Consider the following 19,983-nt stretch of genomic DNA (forward strand, 5'->3'; position numbering starts at 1 on the left):
ACTATATTCATCTTAAGAAAATGGCTGTTAATTTTCACATTAACAGCCATTTTTATTTTAGTTTTTCTTTCTTGACTTTGTCATTTCCTGCCCTTTATTGATTGCTTCCATTGCGGCAATTGCAAGGCGATTTTCGAGCTTCCCGAATTTCTTACGGTAGTCTTCTCGACTTCTGTTAATGACATCTAAAGCCACATCTTTTCCATAAGTATGGGTTATGATGCATTTTTGATTGATTTGTCCGGGCATATCCTTGTAAGTTAGGAAATAATGTTTCAGACGGGTAATAAGAGCAGTAGGAACGTCATCAATATTTTTCCAATCAGCATATACTTCATCTTGCCTCAGAACAGCAATGATTTTATCATCAGCTTCATCGCCGTCAATCATCCTGAATCCACCAATTGGACGGCATTGAAGCAGCAAATTACTATGAACGATATTTCTTTCGGTAAGAACACAAATATCAAGTGGGTCACCATCGCCTAAAATATCAGTACGGTTATTGCTCTGATTGCAAAGCTCAGCAACCTTCCTGCCGCAATATGTCTGAGGCACAAAGCCGTAAGGAGCCGGGATTATACTTGAAAATTTCTGTGGGCGGTCAAGTTTAAGGTAACCTGTCTCTTTGTCAATCTCGTATTTTAAAGTATCTGATGGCAGTACTTCAATAAATGCGGTAATTATTTCAGGTGCATCCGGTCCGATATTTATACCGTGCCAAGGGTGCGACTTGAATCTAAGTGCGGCTAATTGCCAAAATTCATGTAATGATTCCAACTTTTTTTCTCAGTTAACATTTTTAAAAAAGCAAATTTACAAAATTTTCTTATCATTACATAGATATTTTTGAGTTTATAATGCTAAATTGAATTTTTGTTAAGTTTTAAATGATACAATACATTAAAATGAATAATGTATCGAAACTTCTTTTTCAAACATTATTACAATTTTCAAGCAGAAATATCTTAATATAAAAAATCAATAAACAATAAAACCAAAATTACTTAGTAATATCTGTTAAGCGGTCTGCACTGAATTTTCCTGCTGTTACGGTTATCACTTCACCTGTTTTATCATTTGAAAATGTTCCTGAAAATGTTCCTTTAACTTTTGATTTGACCTGACCATAATCAGTAATTTTTAGGATTCCGGAGCCATTGTCAGACCTAAAATCCTGGTCACCAAATATCAACCTTATATATGTTTCATCAGTAAGTTGATAATCGCCCGGAGTATTTCCATTAATAACAATCGCTATCGCACTACCTATGTGTGGTTCTTTTATTGCTGTCAGCGATATGGTTGTAGTATTATTATAGGTGTGATTCCTGGCTTGAGTATACTGGTATAAGACTTCACCTCTGGAAGAATTAATAGAATTTACATTATCAGTTGCCGGATTTGCAGCAGTTGGAGTCTGACTGCTACCACTGCATGATGTAATAAAAAAGAATATAGAAATTGTCAAAAAAGTTGTGATTATTCTCAACATAATTGTTCCAATTAATTTGTAAATAAAAATTATAGTAAAAACAAAATTGTAAAAAAATAAAATTTAAAATAAAACAATTTTATTATTGCTAATTATTTTTTAAATACGTATTGAATTATTATTTAGTTTTGTTTTATATTTGATGATTGATTAAATCTCAAATAAAATAAATATTTTAGAATAAAATCCGACATTTTTTGTTAAATTAGAAATTTTTAATTATTTTTGCATTTACTAATTGTCCTATTTTAAAAAAAGTTGGTGATTTATGACAGCATTTGAAAATATGGTTCCTCTCAGTTTCCAAAACCCTGAGGAAATTCAAAAACAAAAAGAAGCTCTGGCTTTTGTCAGAGAGCAACTCGGAAAGGAATATCCAAACATAATCGGCGGCGAAGAAATTTATACTGATAAGAAAACTGTATCTTACAATCCCGCAAGAAAAACCGAAGTGGTCGGTACTTTCCAAAAAGGAGTAATGAACCACGCTGAAGATGCAATCCAAGCTGCAGCAAAAGCATTTGAAACTTGGAAATACACTCCTGCTGAAGAACGTGCTTCCTATTTATTCAAAGCAGCAGAAATTATGCGTCAGCGTCGTTTTGAAATCAACGCATGGATGATAACCGAAGCCGGCAAGAATTTTGCTGAAGCTGATGCCGATACTTGCGAAGCAATTGATTTTATGGAATTTTATGCCCGCGAAGCAATACGCTACGGACAGATGCAGCCACTTACCCCATATCCGGGCGAAAAGAATGAATATTTCTATATTCCACTTGGTGTAGGTGTATGTATTCCACCTTGGAATTTCCCGTTTGCAATTATGGCTGGTATTAGCTCAGCAGGATTTGTAGCTGGCAATACAGTAGTATTGAAACCATCATCTGAAACTCCTATGATGGCATGGCTCTTTGCAGATATTATGCGTCAGACAGGTCTTCCGTCGGGCGTTCTAAACTTCTTTGTAGCCAGTGGTGCTGAAGCAGGCGACCACCTTGTTGACCACCATTTGACAAGATTCATCTCTTTTACCGGCTCAATGGAAGTTGGTTTAAGAATTATTGAACGTGCTGCTAAAACTAATCCGGGTCAAATATGGATTAAACGTGTAATTGCTGAAATGGGTGGCAAAGATGCTATCGTTGTTGATTCAGAAGCTGATGTTGATTCTGCTGTAGCCGGAACAGTAGCTTCTGCGTTCGGTTTTCAGGGACAGAAATGCTCAGCATGCTCACGCGTAATAGTTGATACAGCAATCTATGATGAATTTGTTGAAAAAGTTCAGAAAGAAGTTGAAAAAATTCAGGTTGGTGAACCGGCAGATAACTACCGTATGGGTCCGGTTATCAGCCCTAAAGCTGAAAAAACTATCCTCGAATACATCGAAATTGGTAAAGGCGAAGGCAGATTAATAAACGGTGGCTCAAAAATAGCAGAAATGGACGGATATTTCATTCAGCCGACAGTATTTGCAGACATTGATGAAAATGCCCGTATTGCTCAGGAAGAAATTTTCGGTCCGGTTCTTGCGATTGTTAAAGCTCGTGATTATGACCACGCTCTTGATATTGCAAACGGTACAATTTATGGTTTAACCGGTGCAGTTTATACTAATAATGAGGCAAAAATCGAACGCGCTAAACGTGAATTCCATTGCGGTAATTTATATATCAACCGTAAGTGTACGGGCGCTCTCGTGGACGTACATCCATTTGGTGGATTTAACATGAGCGGTACAGATTCAAAAGCAGGTAGCCGTGATTATTTAATGCTCTTCTTACAGGGTAAATCTGTAGCTACAAAAATATAAAAAAATATAATATTTTTTAATACAAGTCCGTCATTCACAATGTCGGGCTTTTTTTTAAAAATAAATTAAATTATAGTGTAACTTTTTATTCATGTAACTAAATTTATTCTGAATTTAATTGATTTGAATATAGTTTGATTTAAAAATATGCTTAAAATTATGTCTTGTTGATAAAAAAAAGTAGTTTTATATAATTTTTTTTCACATATTTGTATTTGTATTTTAGTACAATTGCAAAATTGTTTTTAATTTAGACAAGAATTTTTATAAACTTAAATTTTACGGAGACTCTATGAAGTTATCAAAAGTTGCAACTGCAATCGGAATGAGCTCTATTATGATGTTTTCAGCGATGTCTTTTACAGGTTGTACACCTAAGATTACTGATGACCAGCTTGCTCGTTTGCAGGAACTACGTAAACAGGAACGCCAGATAAGTGCAGATATTTCCACCAGACAAAGCGAAATATCTAAAATTGAAGGCGAAATAAAGGCACGCCAAGCAGAACTTAACGACTGCAGCAAAGATAAGGATTTTATCATCCAGAAATTAGCTCAGTGGCCTAATGTTTGGCCTGATTATACTCCATCTAAATAACACTATGTGAAACAAATCAATTAAAATGAGGAATCATGAAAAATCTATTTAATATCCTATTGTTATCGCTGTTAGTGCTTGGAGTTGCGTGTCAGCAACCTGTATTGCCACCTGACAGTAAACCTGATACTGAACTTACTAAAGGTGAAGCTGATTTAAGAATTCAAAAATTCGAAGCAAGCGTTAAAGCTCTTCAAGCAAGACTTGATGAATTAAATAAAAAATCTGCAGATACAAAAAACAATCTTGATGATGTCAATAAACAACTTGTTGATTGTCAGGCTGAAATTTTAAGACTTATTGGTGCCACTCAGGCTGATGTTGACGCTTACCGCCAAAGACTTGGTGTTCTTGAAGGTAAAGTACGTGCAATGCAGAAACTATCCGAAGCAGTTCTATTAGAAAGACAAGCTGATGTAGTTGCACTTGAAAATGAATTAAATGAACTTCGTGCTAGTAAAATCTCTTTAATTCCGGAATTCTACAATAAAATTATTGCTCTTGCAAAAGATATTCGTGGTCTGTACAGAGAAAAGAAAATCACAACTTACACAGTTGGTACTTGGGCTGAAAACCGTGACTGTTTGTGGAATATTGCAGGTAAGATTGATATCTATTCAGATCCATTTATGTGGCCAAAGATTTGGCAGGGTAATACTGACCAGATTCGCAATCCTGACATAATTTTCCCTGGTCAGGTTCTTCAGATTCCTGCTAAAGGACCTAAATCCAGTGACGAGCTCAAAGCAGAACGTAAATACTGGAGAATGAAGAAAGAAGCACAAGCTGAAAACGCTCAAGCAGGCGGAGTTCAGTAATCTTCCTGAACCTGAGATAGTATATTTGAAGCCCTGCTCCATATTTGGAAGTAGGGCTTTTTATTTATAAATATAAAATAATCTATGGAATTATTAGAAAAGAAAATTGCATTTGATAATGTGGAGCTGTTAACACTTTTCGGCTCTAATGACACACATCTGAATCTTATAGAAAATCGTTTCAAAGCTGGTATCATAGTCAGAGGTAATATCATAACACTCAAAGGACCTCAGGAAGATATCCTCAAAATTGAAAAAATTTTCGAGGAAATGCTTTATATGATTAAACGCAATAAGAACATTTCTGAAGATGATGTTAAGACTGTAATAGAACTAATTGACGGTAATCATAGTAAATTAGATCCAAAGAAAGACAACAAATCAATCAATCAAATCATTTTTCAGGGCGTCAAAGATTCAATAAGAATTCGCAATCCTAAACAGCTTGATTATTTAAATAAAGTTGAGGAGAATGACTTGGTATTTGCGATTGGTCCTGCCGGAACCGGTAAGACCTTTCTTGCAGTAGCAATGGCTTTGGCAGCCCTTAGAAATAACGAGGTCTCAAGGATTATTTTATCCAGACCGGCTGTAGAAGCCGGAGAATCTTTAGGTTTTTTGCCGGGAGATTTACAGGAAAAAATTGACCCTTATCTCCGCCCTCTTACAGATGCTATGCACTATATGATTTCTCCTGAAAAAGTAAAGACTCTTATGGAGAGAAATATCATAGAAATCACTCCTCTTGCATATATGAGGGGAAGAACTCTCAGTAATTCATTTATCATTTTGGACGAAGCACAAAATGCTACGACAATGCAGATGAAAATGTTTTTAACCAGATTGGGTGTTAACTCCAAAGCAATTATAACAGGAGATATTACACAGATAGATTTACCTCTGAAAAAACTCTCCGGACTGATAGATGCAAACAGAATTCTTCAAAATATTAAAGGCATAGAATTTGTATATTTTGATAACAAAGATGTTGTTCGTCATCGTTTGGTAGCAGATATTGTCAAAGCTTATGAGAAAGATGACTCAAGCACTAAAGAAGTTACAAAACAAAAAATAAAAGATAATAATAAACAATAGTTACATATGGAACTGTTTAAGATAGGATTTCTAACCATAACGATGTTTGATTTGCTCGATATTTTTATCGTAGCAACTCTGTTTTATTATCTTTACAGAGCATTAAAAAATACTGTTGCTGTTCAGATTTTATTTGGTATGGTCATAATTATCGCTTTACAGTTTATAACAGAGGCATCTAATTTTCGCTCATTAAATTGGATTTTGCGTACAATATCAGATGTTTGGCTTCTTGCATTTGTAATACTTTTTCAACCGGAATTACGAAAATTACTTCTTATAATTACAAGAAGTCCAATTTTCAAATTATTCGTTAAACCAAAAATTTCTGAATCCTTAGATGAAATTGTAGATACAATCAAGGAACTGTCAGCTAAGCATATTGGTGCATTGTTAGTCTTTACACGCTCACAGAATGTACAGATGACAGTTGATACCGGAGTTCCTATGCAGGCTGCAATTTCAAAAGAATTACTAATGTCAATTTTTAATACAAAATCACCTCTTCATGACGGAGCTGTAATAATCAATAACGACATAATTCTTGCTGCTCGTTGTGTTTTGCCTTTGACCTCGGTCACAAAATACGGCTCAAAAAATTTAGGTACCAGACACAGAGCCGGACTAGGATTGTCAGAACAAGTTGATACTTTAGTAATTATTGTTTCTGAAGAAACAGGTGGTGTAACAGTGGCTGATGGCGGCGAACTTATAATCAATATCCCTGATGACCAACTTTTCAGTATAATTAGCTCCAGATTATATGACTAATGAAATTATAAATAATTTTCTAAAACTAAATCCGCAGAAAAGAGAATTTTTGGTTAGCAGTTTGCGAAACAAAGGCATCTCAGAACTTACTTTATCTGCCCTAAATTCAATACCAAGAGAGTATTTCTTAAAAAAGTCTCTTTGGGATGAGGCTTATGATGACAAAGCTTTGCCAATTGATTTCAATCAAACAATATCTCAACCAGCAACTGTTGGTTTAATGACTGACTTGCTTGAAATTGAAGAAGGCTCCAAAGTTCTTGAAATTGGTACTGGAAGCTGCTATCAGGCGCTGATATTATCCTATTTAGGTGCAGAAGTATTTACTGTTGAAAGAATAGAAAATTTAAAAATCAATATTGAACAAACCTTTAAAGATTTTCCTTATAAATTCAACTATTTCTTTGGCGATGGAACATCTGGACTTGTTGAATACGCTCCTTACGATAGAATAATTGTTACAGCCGGCTCGCCGGAAATACCGACAACATTACTTAATCAGCTTAAAATCGAAGGTATAATAGTGATTCCTGTCGGTGATAAAAATGGACAAACCATGAAAAAAGTCATCAAATTATCGAAAGATCAATATGATGTCAGCCAACATGGCGAATTTCGTTTTGTTCCTTTATTGGGATTGCATGGCTGGAGTTATTAATCACAAATTTGAACAGAATATGAAAAGACTTATAGATTCTCTTACAATGTCGGATATTTACACTTTGTCAATGCTGCTTCTCTATACACTCTTGGCAGTTATCTTCTTCAACAATATAGGACATTCACTTTATCTTATTATTGGAAATATTGCTATTATTTCATTTGTTGTTTATATTTCTTTAATCACAAAAAGATTCAGCAATAATGAGAAGTTTATGCTCTTCCGACGGGTATATATAGCACCGGTAGTTTTTGTAATTTATTCCCAGATTCATAATTACATACCGATTATCAATCCTGAATTGTACGATTTGACGTTGATTGAATGGGACAAGTTTTTATTCGGTGTTAATCCTACAGAATGGATATATGCAATTGCATATCCTCCACTTACTGAATATCTTCAATTCAGCTATATGCTTTATTTTGTTATGCCGATAGTTCATGGTGTCGAACTTCACTTCAGGAAAGAAAATGCAAGTTTAGGAATTTTTGCTCGCAATATATTATTTGCTTTTTATCTTTCTTATTTGCTGTATTTCTTTATGCCTGCAATAGGACCGAGATTTTTTATTCACGATTTTGCCACATTAAGCCTTGAGCTGCCCGGACTATTGCTTACTGAATTTTTCCGAAGCATAGTAAATAATGGTGGTGGAATTCCAATAGGTGCTGTTAATCCGGCTGATTTTGTAAATAGAGACTGCATGCCAAGTGGTCATACAATGATAACACTGGTAAACGTATATTTTGTTTTTAAGAATAAATCAAAATTTCGAATCCCAATATTCATTTTTTCAATGAGTTTGATTTTTGCAACAATCTATTTGAGATATCATTATGTTGTCGATATTATAGCAGGAGTTATTTTTGCGTATATTTCAATTAAAATTGAGCCCATTATAAGAAAATTCGTTAAGGAAATACTTGGTTTTAAGAGCGCTTAACCTTAATATCACTCCATAAATAGAAACGGTTTCCATGATTCTTCAAGTTTACCTATGTGCTGTTTAAGAAAAACAATATGATTTGGCTTTCTTGGCTTTGATAATAAAGGCATCCCTGCTTCTTCAGGAGTTCGGTTGCCTTTTTTATTATTACAACGTACACAAGCAGTTATAAGATTTTCCCATGACTCAACACCACCTCTTGACCTTGGAATAATATGGTCAATAGTCATTTCGATACTATTCTTATTGCAATACTGGCAGCGATTACCATCACGTTTAATAACATTTTTACGGGACAGTTCCACATTTTTTAATGGAATTTTTACATAAGTCATTAGTTTAATGACACTTGGATATGGAAAATAATTATTGATTGTCCTGATAGTTCTGTTTTTTCTTTCTACAACCATCTCCGCTTTGAAAAGAAGCAAAAGCACAATTGCTTTTCTGACCGAACAAAGACTTACAGGCTCATAACTTTGATTTAATACCAAAACCTTACCACCTAACCCCGTTGATTCTTTGATTAACGGTTCACTTCGAGGCTCTAAGTACTCATATTCACTTCTTAAAAAACTGAAAACTGGCTCCTTTATTTTAACTGTAATTAAGTCGTTACAAATGCTTAATTTATTTTATCTAAAATAATATTTAAATAAAAATTTTTGATGTATTATCAATTAATTTCAAGTTAAGCAATAATTATTTATGAAGTTTTCATATATGATATGTTTTAATCAGCTATCAACCTGATAGCTAATTATAGCTATCAGGTGGGTGAAATTATTATCAGGAGATTTGGAAGAATATAATATTTATCCTACCTCACCACCACTACCTGCTCCCTAAGCAGTGTCCAGGGTGTTACCTTGCCGCAATTAAGACACACTAATTATTTTTTATTGAGATTTCAATGCCATTTTGTTTTACATTTTGAATAACAGGCGATATTTTATCATTAATAAATCTTTTTAATCCTACGGGATATGGTTCGATTTTATAATTTGATTTTGCTGTTAATTTCCAAATTATACCAAGATATTTATCTCTATCCTCATCAAATTCCGGAGCTACAAGCATTAAATCTATGTCACTATCTGCATTTTCAGTTCCATTTGCATAACTTCCATAAAGTAATACTTTAGAAAGATTTATACTATTGTTATTCAAATCAGATATATACTCTTGAATCATTTTTATAATAGACTCTTTAACCATTGTAGTAATTCCTCTGTTTCTTATTAGCAATCAGTTACTCATATTTTTAAACGAATAAGTTCCATATTATTATACAACATCTCCTACCTCACCACAACCACCTGCTCTCTAAGCAACGTCCAGGGGGCTGTTAAGTGGATTGTATAAATGCCATTGCCCAGATTTTGTGTGTTAATGTTGTAGTCTTTTTGCTCGAATGTTTTGTCGGATTTTGTAAATTCTGTGCGATACACTTCACGACCCTGAACATCAAATATTACAAGGCGGAAGCTGCCATCCTCCTGCGTACCGATGTTGACTTTCAACTCTCCGCCAGAAGGATTAGGTGAAACAGACATGCGTGTTGGGGCGAACTGCTGTATCCCACGAATTGGCACCTGACATAAGGAATCCAGTGTCAGTGAGCCGTCGCGGGTAGTAATAGAAAGCGATGCTTCACTTTCGATAAATTCAATATGAATTGGGGTGGTCATTCTTGGTGAAAATAATACATCACCTTTCAGATGGAAAAGTACAGTTTCTGTGCTTGTAATTTCTGGGAAAGTATTCTCAATGACCATACTTTCATAATTACCATCAGGGGTTTTACTTAGAATTTGAGCGTCAGGACTTGATACGTTGTAGTATAATTCAGGTAAATATCGTAAATTGAGTTTATATTTCTTGCCACTTATTTGTGCTCCAATATCTGTATCTGCAAATATTGGAATTTCATAACCTTTTATTCCAACTTCAGAAGTGTGATGATTTGCCCAAATTGTCATTAATCGGCTGACATCTGCTTTAAGCGCAATTTTGATTGAATCTTCACAATCACCAAGTCTAAAATATACAGTCATTTCATCGGCATATTCGCCTATTATTTCAGATGAAAATGATATATTAATCAATCCTTTTTCATTTTTGGAGATTGCTTTAGTAAATGATAAAATGCTGAAATTTGATGTAAGAGTTTTTACTTCTGAAATTTCAATTTCTTCACTTCTATTCAAAATTTCAAAATTAATATTCTTGATTTCCCCCGGTTTTAATTTGCCAAAATCTATTACCGTTAAGTATTCAAGTTCGGGGATTACCCTTTCACCTATTATTTCGACATCAAAATTTCTTTCAGAGCCATCAATCATCAGTTTAGCCCGGACTTTTGCGAAATTCTGAGATTTCACTTTGTCTTGTGGTAAATACCGCACTGCAACAGCTATATATTTCCCTGACACCAATTCAATAGGTAATGTTAAAACATCCACGAATTCAAAACTACCATCATTTTCTATAAACGAAAAACCAGTTACCTGAACAGGCGAATTTCCTGTATTATAGATGCGGAGACTATCAATAAGTTCTTCGCACCAAGGCACTTTTCCAAAGTCTATTCCGGTTATTTCAGCTTTTGAGGAATCAAACTTGCAAACCAAATTACTTGTTAAATCCGGTGAACATCTGCCACTGAAAATAAACTCTATATCAGTATTGATTTCACCTGTTATTGATGATGATAACTCTAATTCAATTTCTATTTCCTGCATTGAGGGAATTTCAATCGGAAGTGCTGTTGCTAATGTTACTCTGTTATCACCAATTATAATATTATTTAGTGTGAAATTATCTCTTGTATTATTTCTGATTGTAAGCACAGTATCGTATAATACGTTCAGATTTCTGATACCCATAACAATATCATTTACTGAAATATCAATCTCTGCATATTCGCCTTTGAGAGGACAGTTTAGTGTCTTTTCAGATGTAATAATTTCTAATATTGCAGATTTATTACCATAAGGAGCAAGCGGTTTGTACTCTATAACAAATTTTGCGGGGTTACCTCTGATAAGAATTTCACCATCATTTGGCTTTTCAAGAATAGTGAAGTTATCTGCATTTAAACCGATTATTTGAGATGAATTATATGTCAAAGGCAAGTTGGTTACATTTTCAATCGTTATAGTATCTGTTTTATTCTCACAAAAATACAAATAGCCGTAGTCAAGTGAATCTGCATTAATTACTATACTTTCTGTTACACCCTTACCTTTGATGATTACCTCAAGTGTGTCAGGACAGCCCGTTCCGGCATAAATTTTATATTTGTACTCAAATGTTCCGGCAACTGTTGGAGTAAACTCTATCGTATAATCAAGGTATTCACCGCCTTTTATGAAATTGCTCGTTTGTTCAGGTGAAATCTGTTTGAATGGTGCTGGTAAATCTTTTATTGCTTGTATCCATGAAGCAACATCACCGTTATTGTAAATTCTGAATATACCGGATGCTGTATTATTAATCAGTATTGTTCCCAAATCCCAGACCAAATCTGTTTCAATTATCACGGCTTTGGTTACTCCGCTAAACTCTACAGTATGGCTGAAATCTGAAATACTATTCTGCTTAAATACTACACTACCTGTATGAGTTTTATGCTGCTTGGGTGCGAAGATAATAGTAAATTCCTTCTTTTCACCCGCCTGAAGTGTGAATGCTTCATTTGGTACTATTCTGTATCCTTCTCCTGTCAAGTGCGGTGGCTCAAATTCCATTTGTGAGTGCCATTCGTTGCTAACTTCTACCTTGAACAATGTCTCGTGGTTTACGCATATTGTATCACTGATTTGTATTTTGGTTGGTGTTACACTCACAAGTTTGCTGTCGTCAAGCTTAAAACGGAACGTAATCAGGTCATAAAGTGCATTTGTACTCAATTTCGGATCTATGGTATTCCAATCAGGAAGAATATGTGTATATGATTCTATTGGATAAAAATCATCAAGAGCATATTTACTGCTGTCCTGCATATAGGTCATTTCATCCACATTTGAAACAAAGTAGTCTAAGTAAAGTTCATGATTGAATATGCGAGAACTCTTAATTTCAAATAGTTGAAATTTTCTTGTTTTTTCATGGAGATTATCATATTTTATATAAAGAGCCGCTGTATCCTGCCAGATGACATCACCATCCGGTGACATTTTTGTTACCACAAGCCGCCTGGATGTGGGGTGTGAGCGGTACTCCATTGAATCTATAAATCTCTGTATAAATATATTACCTATGCTGTCTAAACTCATTATCAGCTCCGTACCGGTATTCATTGTTGTATTAAAGTGAACTGTTGTGTTATGATGTATATTATCATTCATTTCTAAATAAGGATATTGAATCTGCTCCCTTAGGAATAAGTCAAAATAAGATTCCAATTCACCGTTTTCATTAAAACGTGTATAACTACTACCAGAGGTTGCCCTCAAATTACTAATTGTATAATTATCAGGAAATTTAAGGAACTGACTTAGCCATAAAAGTTTTCCTGTGCTATCGAATTTCATAAGACAGGGTTGCCCCTTATCAGGATTCGGATTATATGGATTAACCTTAATTCTGTCTTTGTACTTTTTCCATAAAATATCATTCTTACCTAAGTTTTTTGTTAGATATATGTTTTTACTACTGTCTATATGATATATTGTGTAGGGATGGTACCAACCATAACCTTCTCTTAGAGAATCTCTACCCCCGTATTTCTCAAAAAGAAATCTGAAATCATTATCCTGTTCGGATGTAAAAATAAGTTTCCCGTCTGAATCATATATGTTGTAATATACGTCATAGAAACTTTGGTTTTGTTTAAATTTTTCCTTATTTTTTATTTCCTGATTCATTGTTAAAAACGAACCATCATTTAAAAAACACACAGTTTTATAATCCATGGTTATACTGCTACATCCAAAGTCGCTTTTTGAAAAGTCAACCTGCCGTCTGTTTGCGACAAGATAGATTTTGTTACGTTTGATTTCATGGTTATAAATAAGCTCACCACTCAGATTATATTTCTGAAGAAACAAGCCGTAATCATAAACTGTGTCGTTATTGCCCTGATACTGTCCTAAAGCTATAAGTGAAATTGTACTATCTTTCAGATAGAGAACTTTTTCGTATGACTTGTTAATATTCCATTCAAATTGATTATTACGTAATATAAACTCATTATAATTATTGTTAACGTCAGAAACCATGTTGAAGAATAATTCGCCATCCATGTAAGTATGTTTGAATTGCTTAATTCCGTCGGGTTTTTCGAGTTCAAAACGGTTAAGAAGCAATCCGCTTTTCATATCGAACATACTAACAAATACTGCCTCTCTATCATAAAAAAATGATGTACTATCGTAATATGTGTAAGATTGTGAATAGATTGCAGCTATACTGTCCGTCGCATCCCATGATATGACAAAATTATATTTCTCATAAATGTATGTACTCCATTCCTTTTCGCCTTCCGGATTGTACTTGTAAATTACAGCCGGTAAAAAATCAGTATATCGTGCAGAATGTCGAATATGTTTTTTTGTACGAAATTTTGCATCTTCAATAAACTCACTGTCCCTGACATCATTTGTAACAAGAAACATGGAGTTATCGCTTAGTCTTTTTACATTGTTATAATTAAGTGAAAAGCTGTAATAAATTGGGTCATAAGGAAATCTGTCAAATCTGTATAATGATTTAATTCTGTTTAGTTTGGCACTCACGAGAGTAACGGGGTCAATTATAAGTTCTTTAGAGTTGTCATAATCGCCTGTTTCAAAACTTAGAATATTGCCGTTTAATACGTAATTACTGTTTATTTCTTCTTTCCTGTTGTCAATAATTTGGTATGTAAAAGGAGCTTCCTTGTTAATATCTCCAAGTAAAGTAGGGATAATGAGTTTCATATCATCATTAAGTTTCGGATTATCAGAATGAATTATCTCCATACTGATTTTCTTGGGGTCTGCTTCCGGATGAACGATATAGTCATACCGCAAACTGCCTTCATCATAATAAAACCTCAAATCTATACCTTCATAAATACCCTCATACACAACTTCCTGATAGCTATATACATTTGAAATGAACTCGCTTCCACTCATAATAAAATTATCATAACCGGGAAGTCTGTATTTTGTCTCAGTTTTGAAAGATACTTTGCTATTCTGTAATTCCACATCAACCCTCACGGCTTCGAATCCTGTACTGTCATAAGATTTGATTACATAGCTCCAGCCACTTTTACGGAGATAAATCGTATAATTGTTCGCCTCACCTGTAAACAAAACTTCGCTACGGATTTTTCCATCTTTGTCTCTAATCTGCCCTTTGTTTTCCAGAAAAGAGTAGGAAGCAAATAAATAACTGTTGCTCATTAATAGCGATACAATTACAGAAAGTAGCAATCTTTTCATGATATAACTCCAAAATATTTTTTTATTCTATTTAAAAACAACTTCATAATGTCTATAACAACTAAAAAACGATTTTGTTACAATTATCTACCTCACCACCACTACCTGCTCCCTAAGCAGTGTCCAGGGGGCTGTTAAGTGGATTGTATAAATGCCATTGCCCAGATTTTGCGTGTTGATGTTGTAGTCTTTTTGCTCGAATGTTTTGTCGGATTTTGTAAATTCTGTGCGATACACTTCACGACCCTGAACATCAAATATTACAAGGCGGAAGCTGCCATCCTCCTGCGTACCGATGTTGACTTTCAACTCTCCGCCAGAAGGATTAGGTGAAACAGACATGCGTGTTGGGGCGAACATCTGGATTGTCGCAATGTCATTTACACAGCCGTCCACACTTAGCCAGCCGTTTGTAAACAGTGCTTCGTAGCGGCTTTTCGCAAGTTTCACATCTTCAATTATGATTGGAGTCGGCTCTGACCTGCCCAAAAGTGCTTTGCCATATATTACATTAATTTCAGATTTTATTTGCCGGAAATCTCCGTTTGATGCAATTTTGAGAACCCGCTCATTGCCGATGATTTCATTCTGAATTATACTGCCTAATTTCACGCTTTCCGGTGCAAAATATTCCTTATCAATTGCGATTTCAATTTCATAATCTGTAGTCAGATTTTGCGGTGCCGGGCATTTGATTTGTCCGTAAAGCGGGATTTCAATTGACTCACCGGCTTCTGAATAAATTTCATCAAACGAAAATTCAATGATTTGCTTAGCAGATGCAGAAATTGGGATTGATTTAGAATATTCACAAGGCGTATTTGAATAAAGCACTAATTCATCGTCAAATATACCTGCATCTTGTGGATTGAATCTAATTTCAATATTTACAATTTCACCGTTCTTATATGTTTTTAGAAGCGAATTATAATTGACAATTTCAAATAAATTGTTAGATGTTGTAATACTGGAAATTGTAAATTCTGTTTCCGTTTCAATTTTAAATTGTAAATTTTCAATTTTTGAATTCCCGACGCAAAGTTCATCAAAAATTAATTTTTCTTTATCAAATTGTATTTCGGCATCATATTTGAAAATTTCTATTTCTGCAGTATCGGCACAGCCAAACTCATTTTTCACAATCAACTCATAAATTCCGGCATCTTTCACGGTAATTGCAGGCGTAGTTTCACCTGATGACCACAAGTATTCGGCGTAAGTGCTTGCGGGGTATATGCTTGTGCTGTCATGGAAGCATAATTTTGTATTATCTGCCAATAATTCAAGTGCTAAATCAGGATGAATTTTCACTTCAATTTCAGTACTATCAGAGCATACATTATCATTTGTAGCAAATAGTTTGTAAACTCCTGATTCTGTTACAGTTATGCTCTCAGTTGTTTCACCCGTTGACCACAAATATTCAAATTCAGGGTTGAAATATTCCGAAGTTAATACAATTTTTTCGCCAAAGCATACTTCGGTTTTGTCTGCAAGTATTGATGCGACCGGATTCTCAAGAAATTCAACTTTTATATGTGCAGTATCGGCGCAGTTATTTTCGGCAATAGCAATCAGATATAGTTCGCTATTTTGTGTGAAAGTACGCTCCGGTTCAGTGTTTCCGTCAGACCATATATAATTGTAAGCAGAGTTGATTTCAAGTGGTTTAATTGTCAGACTTTCACCTTCGCATAGCCGGTAATGCGACTTTTCAAAAGCTACATCCGGCTTCTCAAATTCCTGAATTGTAATTGAGTCAATACCTTCACAGCCCGCTTCAGTTCTCACTTTAAGGATATATTTCCCACCTTTTGTAACTAATATTGACGGCGAAGTTTCACCTGTTGACCATTCGTAAAGCACATCATCACCTGTTAAATCTGTGCTTAAAAATAATGTATCGCCTGTACAAATTCTGTCTTCACCAATGAAATTATATCTCAAATCTTCGCTATATGTTACATAAACAGTATCATAAGATTTGCAGCCAAATTCATTTTCGACAGTCAGGTGGTACTCACCTTCATTACGTATAATTATGGAAAATGTCGTATCACCTGTTGACCATTTATAATTGTAAGCAGAACTCCGGTAAGCACTTAGAGTAGTAGAGCCGTTTTTGCAGAAGGATAAATTTCCTGAAATTTTAACAAAAGAAGGTTGGTGCACTTCAATATAAATAGAATCATATAACACACTACCTTTAATATTAACTTTAATCTTATATAGTCCTGAGTGTGTCAAATTTGCATTTGATATTTCAATCACTTTACCTTCAAATTCTGAACCTTCCGGCAATGTCCATGTATATTTATTGCTTGTATAATCCGGAAGTGGATTAGCAGTTAAAATTAAATCATCACCTACGCATACAGTGTTAGTCGTTATTTTAATTGAAAAGTCGGTAATTTCAGCAAGAATATTTGGAAGACCGACATGCAGTTTATTTGAAGTAAATTTCTCATGTGTAAATGATAAATCACATGAATCACCTTTTATATTTGGATTATTAATTACATAAAGTTTATTTAAGCGTGATGATATATAGATTTTTCCATTTGGAGCAATTTGTAGAGCAGCATAACTTGATTTTATATTATCAAGAATATGAATATTATTCTTTATATATTCAATATTCAAATCGGTGATATCCATTTGTATAATAAATCCAAGGTGAAAACAACCTAAATATAGTTTTGTATTATCATTAGAAAATTCAACACCGTATAGGTTATAAATTTTTTTATTAATTATTTGTTCGAGATTAATGTTTAATAATAAGCTGATTTTACCTGTCAGATTGTCAAATGTTAATATTTCCAGATTACCAGAATTTAAACCAGCATTTGCTAACAAATTTCCTTGTAAATTAGATTTTAAATATCCAATACCATCATAAGTTGAATATTTTGTTCCAGCAAAACTTGAAACAACGTTTTGCGTATCAACACCATCTTTGGTCAAAAGAAAAACATCGAAAATATTTGATTCCTCCCTATGTGTTATTATCCAAATATCTGTACCGTTACCATGTCTAACAGCAGTAAGTTGCTCTGTAGAAGGTGCATAAAGCAAATTATTTAATTCAACTATTTCTCCTTTTCCTTCATTTTTACGTAAATCAACAATTGAATAATTATAACCTAATTCAGAACATACTGCCGGCGTGGTTTTACTTCCAGCAGTAAAAATATAATATATAGAGTCAGATTCCGGTTTTTTTACGATAATTGAAGATTGAGTGGCTGATATACCGCCGTTCATTTGTTCAGTAATTGGGTCATAAACACCGTCATTGAATTTCATAATTGTTTGATTATCAATATAATTAAATACCCAAAGTCCATTAGAAGAAAACAAAAACTTACCGGTTGAATCTGAAATTGAAGTGCACCCTTCCCAAGTTGTTAAAATGCTATTTGTAAGAATTTCAGGTTCTCTGTCGGGTGTATTAAAGGTAATAACATTGTCGCCACCATAATCCCAGTTATATGCTTCCTTTTGGGAGTATGTGCTAAAAACATTAAGCACTAAACCAATTAAAATCAAATAAAATGTTTTCATAATTAAACCCCATAAATATTTTCAATACTGTACAAATTCAAATGACAAATTAACAAAAATAATTATAATCTCCAAATATTATTTTTCATATCTATAAAATCATAGTATCATTTTATTACTTAGAGATACTTGTTTGTTAATGTGGAAATGGCGATAAAAAAATGCAAAATATCTATTGATAATTATTCAATAATACGCAAAAAACATCTTTTTTGAATTCGACATTTCTACTAATAAAAAAGTTATATTTAATTAATAGAATGAGAAATAATTCTTGATCTTTCAAAATCATAAAGAGTAAGACGTCTTAGATTATAATATGCAGTCCAGAAAGATTTGAGAAGCTGAATATATGATTGAAAAGCTAAATCCTTTTCACTCTGAGCAATAAAGAAAGAATTCAGGTCAATTTTGCCTATATAGTATCTGTTTTTTGCTACTTCAAATCTCCGTGCTGCAATTGTATCAGCTTTAGCGGCTATTTCAACTTGTTGAATTAGCTGCTTCAGTCTAAGTGCCTGATATCGGACATTAATCTCAAGATTTGTTTTTGCAAGTTCAGTGTTAATTTCTGTTCTTCTCTTATCTTCAAGAGCAGCTTCTAACTCAGCCTCTCCCCTGCCAAATCTGAAGATCGGTATTTGAAGTGAAATATCAAATCGTTGCTGCTGAAGCAATTCCTGATATGCATCTCTCAGCATCTCATTGCTGTTATTCAGACCGAATGAAGCAACCAGATTTGCATTAATTCGGTTATTACTTTCGGCATTCAATAAATTCATCTCGGCACGAAGCTTATCCACTTCGAAATTGTAAAAATCAGGATTATTCTGTTTTGCCTGGCTAACTGCAAATTCTTCATCAATGTTTAGTTTCGGTACAAATAATGGCGGCTGAACCTGCAAATCAACTTTATTCTGCAAGCCAAGCTCAACGGCAAACTCCTCCATAACCTGGCGATAATCAAGCAGAGCCCGCTCATAGGAATTTCTGGCATTCAGAAAAGCGAGTTCGCTCTGCAGCAAGTCGTTTTCAGCAATTCTACCAACATCAAATCTACCTTTGGAAATTGTATATAGTGTATCATTAACACCGACATTTTGCTCTGCATTTTGCAAGTTCATACGAGCAATATATAAATCAAAAAATTTTTGTGTAGTATTCATCGAAATTCTCTCAATTTCAGCAGAATATTCAAAGTCATTTGTTTGCTGAGCAATATCCTGTATTTTATTTTCCCATTTCATTTGATTGTATGCAAAAATTGGTTGGCGATATGAAAGCATTACCGGAGTAGTTCGCCAAATTGAATAATCCCTTGTTCCAAATGCATCAATCCTTGAAAGCCCGGACATAAGTGTAACTTCAGAACCAAGTGCCGCAATTCTTTGCGACAAAGATATACCACCGGAGCCGAAATACTGACTCTGCGGCTGGAAAAACTCAGAACCATCAGGTTGAAGAACGGGAATAATTTCACGTGATAATCCGGGAATGGAAACACTCAAATTTATCTGCGGTAAAAATCCGGCTTTGAATGCATTGATTCTGCCTGTTCTTGCTTTGTATGACGATTTTGCTGAATTAGCACCAGGACTGTTTTTGATTGCATAATTTATACATCTATCCAAATCAAAAATTACTTTTTCCTGAGAAAAAGCTATACCAGTGCTTATCAATAAAAAAAATATGTATTTCATGGCAATCTAACTTGAATACTGAAAATATACTTTAATTTGCATTTTTCTGCATTTCAAAAATATGAAAAATAATTTATCTTTT

Annotated in this window: 14 protein-coding genes; 7 read left to right on the plus strand and 7 right to left on the minus strand. The window is 34.1% G+C overall.

The genetic code is table 11. The features are described from left to right. Window positions 1–57: 57 nt before the first annotated feature. The gene (locus KF896_04520) at window positions 58–780 is read right to left on the minus strand and encodes an inorganic pyrophosphatase (GenBank protein MBX3042963.1); all 723 of its coding nucleotides are present in this window, start codon (window positions 778–780) and stop codon (window positions 58–60) included. A 223-nt stretch (window positions 781–1,003) separates the two neighbouring features. Next, entirely contained in the window at window positions 1,004–1,495 is a 492-nt protein-coding gene (locus tag KF896_04525) for a hypothetical protein (GenBank protein ID MBX3042964.1), read from the minus strand. Between the two features lie 268 nt (window positions 1,496–1,763). Between KF896_04525 and pruA the strand changes: the two genes are divergently transcribed. The 7 genes from pruA (at window position 1,764) to KF896_04560 (ending at window position 8,197) form a co-directional block, all read left to right on the plus strand. Then, window positions 1,764–3,308 (plus strand): L-glutamate gamma-semialdehyde dehydrogenase, encoded by a 1,545-nt coding sequence (gene pruA, locus KF896_04530; protein MBX3042965.1) that lies wholly within the window; start codon window positions 1,764–1,766, stop codon window positions 3,306–3,308. Window positions 3,309–3,600: 292 nt separating this feature from the next. Continuing rightward, window positions 3,601–3,906, plus strand: a complete 306-nt coding sequence (locus tag KF896_04535) for a hypothetical protein (protein MBX3042966.1) — start codon at window positions 3,601–3,603, stop codon at window positions 3,904–3,906. Between the two features lie 371 nt (window positions 3,907–4,277). Then, the gene (locus KF896_04540) at window positions 4,278–4,724 is read left to right on the plus strand and encodes a LysM peptidoglycan-binding domain-containing protein (GenBank protein MBX3042967.1); all 447 of its coding nucleotides are present in this window, start codon (window positions 4,278–4,280) and stop codon (window positions 4,722–4,724) included. A gap of 84 nt (window positions 4,725–4,808) precedes the next feature. Then, complete coding sequence (locus KF896_04545) at window positions 4,809–5,819, plus strand: PhoH family protein (GenBank protein MBX3042968.1); 1,011 nt, start codon at window positions 4,809–4,811, stop codon at window positions 5,817–5,819. 6 nt (window positions 5,820–5,825) lie between these two features. Beyond that, the gene (cdaA, locus tag KF896_04550) at window positions 5,826–6,590 is read left to right on the plus strand and encodes a diadenylate cyclase CdaA (protein MBX3042969.1); all 765 of its coding nucleotides are present in this window, start codon (window positions 5,826–5,828) and stop codon (window positions 6,588–6,590) included. After that, entirely contained in the window at window positions 6,583–7,248 is a 666-nt protein-coding gene (locus KF896_04555) for a protein-L-isoaspartate(D-aspartate) O-methyltransferase (protein ID MBX3042970.1), read from the plus strand. The genes cdaA and KF896_04555 overlap by 8 nt, the downstream gene beginning before the upstream one ends. A 19-nt stretch (window positions 7,249–7,267) precedes the next feature. Next, window positions 7,268–8,197, plus strand: a complete 930-nt coding sequence (locus KF896_04560) for a phosphatase PAP2 family protein (protein ID MBX3042971.1) — start codon at window positions 7,268–7,270, stop codon at window positions 8,195–8,197. A gap of 8 nt (window positions 8,198–8,205) precedes the next feature. On the opposite strand, the gene KF896_04565 is transcribed toward KF896_04560, so the two are convergent. From KF896_04565 to KF896_04585, 5 genes are all read right to left on the minus strand, one after another. After that, on the minus strand, window positions 8,206–8,727 hold the full coding sequence (locus tag KF896_04565) for an HNH endonuclease (GenBank protein ID MBX3042972.1): 522 nt from the start codon (window positions 8,725–8,727) through the stop codon (window positions 8,206–8,208). Between the two features lie 361 nt (window positions 8,728–9,088). Continuing rightward, window positions 9,089–9,418, minus strand: a complete 330-nt coding sequence (locus tag KF896_04570; protein ID MBX3042973.1) for a nucleotidyltransferase domain-containing protein — start codon at window positions 9,416–9,418, stop codon at window positions 9,089–9,091. An 83-nt stretch (window positions 9,419–9,501) separates the two neighbouring features. Further along, window positions 9,502–14,634: a T9SS type A sorting domain-containing protein gene (locus KF896_04575; protein MBX3042974.1), complete on the minus strand. Its 5,133-nt coding sequence runs from the start codon at window positions 14,632–14,634 to the stop codon at window positions 9,502–9,504. Between the two features lie 87 nt (window positions 14,635–14,721). After that, a complete protein-coding gene (locus KF896_04580) occupies window positions 14,722–18,201 on the minus strand; it encodes a T9SS type A sorting domain-containing protein (protein MBX3042975.1) in 3,480 nt (1,159 codons plus the stop codon). A gap of 248 nt (window positions 18,202–18,449) precedes the next feature. After that, on the minus strand, window positions 18,450–19,901 hold the full coding sequence (locus tag KF896_04585; GenBank protein MBX3042976.1) for a TolC family protein: 1,452 nt from the start codon (window positions 19,899–19,901) through the stop codon (window positions 18,450–18,452). Window positions 19,902–19,983 lie beyond the last annotated feature (82 nt).

It is taken from the genome of Ignavibacteriota bacterium (assembly GCA_019637995.1).
Taxonomy (GTDB): Bacteria; Bacteroidota; Ignavibacteria; order Kapaibacteriales; family UBA2268; genus JANJTB01.

Excerpts from the sequence above, each read along its gene's own strand:
- KF896_04540 (MBX3042967.1), top strand. The coding sequence starts at position 4,278 with ATGCAGAAACTATCCGAAGCAGTTCTATTAGAAAGACAAGCTGATGTA.
- KF896_04585 (MBX3042976.1), bottom strand. The coding sequence starts at position 19,901 with ATGAAATACATATTTTTTTTATTGATAAGCACTGGTATAGCTTTTTCT.
- KF896_04570 (MBX3042973.1), bottom strand. The coding sequence starts at position 9,418 with ATGGTTAAAGAGTCTATTATAAAAATGATTCAAGAGTATATATCTGAT.
- KF896_04575 (MBX3042974.1), bottom strand. The coding sequence starts at position 14,634 with ATGAAAAGATTGCTACTTTCTGTAATTGTATCGCTATTAATGAGCAAC.
- KF896_04580 (MBX3042975.1), bottom strand. The coding sequence starts at position 18,201 with ATGAAAACATTTTATTTGATTTTAATTGGTTTAGTGCTTAATGTTTTT.
- KF896_04535 (MBX3042966.1), top strand. The coding sequence starts at position 3,601 with ATGAAGTTATCAAAAGTTGCAACTGCAATCGGAATGAGCTCTATTATG.
- KF896_04555 (MBX3042970.1), top strand. The coding sequence starts at position 6,583 with ATGACTAATGAAATTATAAATAATTTTCTAAAACTAAATCCGCAGAAA.
- cdaA (MBX3042969.1), top strand. The coding sequence starts at position 5,826 with ATGGAACTGTTTAAGATAGGATTTCTAACCATAACGATGTTTGATTTG.
- KF896_04525 (MBX3042964.1), bottom strand. The coding sequence starts at position 1,495 with ATGTTGAGAATAATCACAACTTTTTTGACAATTTCTATATTCTTTTTT.
- KF896_04545 (MBX3042968.1), top strand. The coding sequence starts at position 4,809 with ATGGAATTATTAGAAAAGAAAATTGCATTTGATAATGTGGAGCTGTTA.
- KF896_04560 (MBX3042971.1), top strand. The coding sequence starts at position 7,268 with ATGAAAAGACTTATAGATTCTCTTACAATGTCGGATATTTACACTTTG.
- pruA (MBX3042965.1), top strand. The coding sequence starts at position 1,764 with ATGACAGCATTTGAAAATATGGTTCCTCTCAGTTTCCAAAACCCTGAG.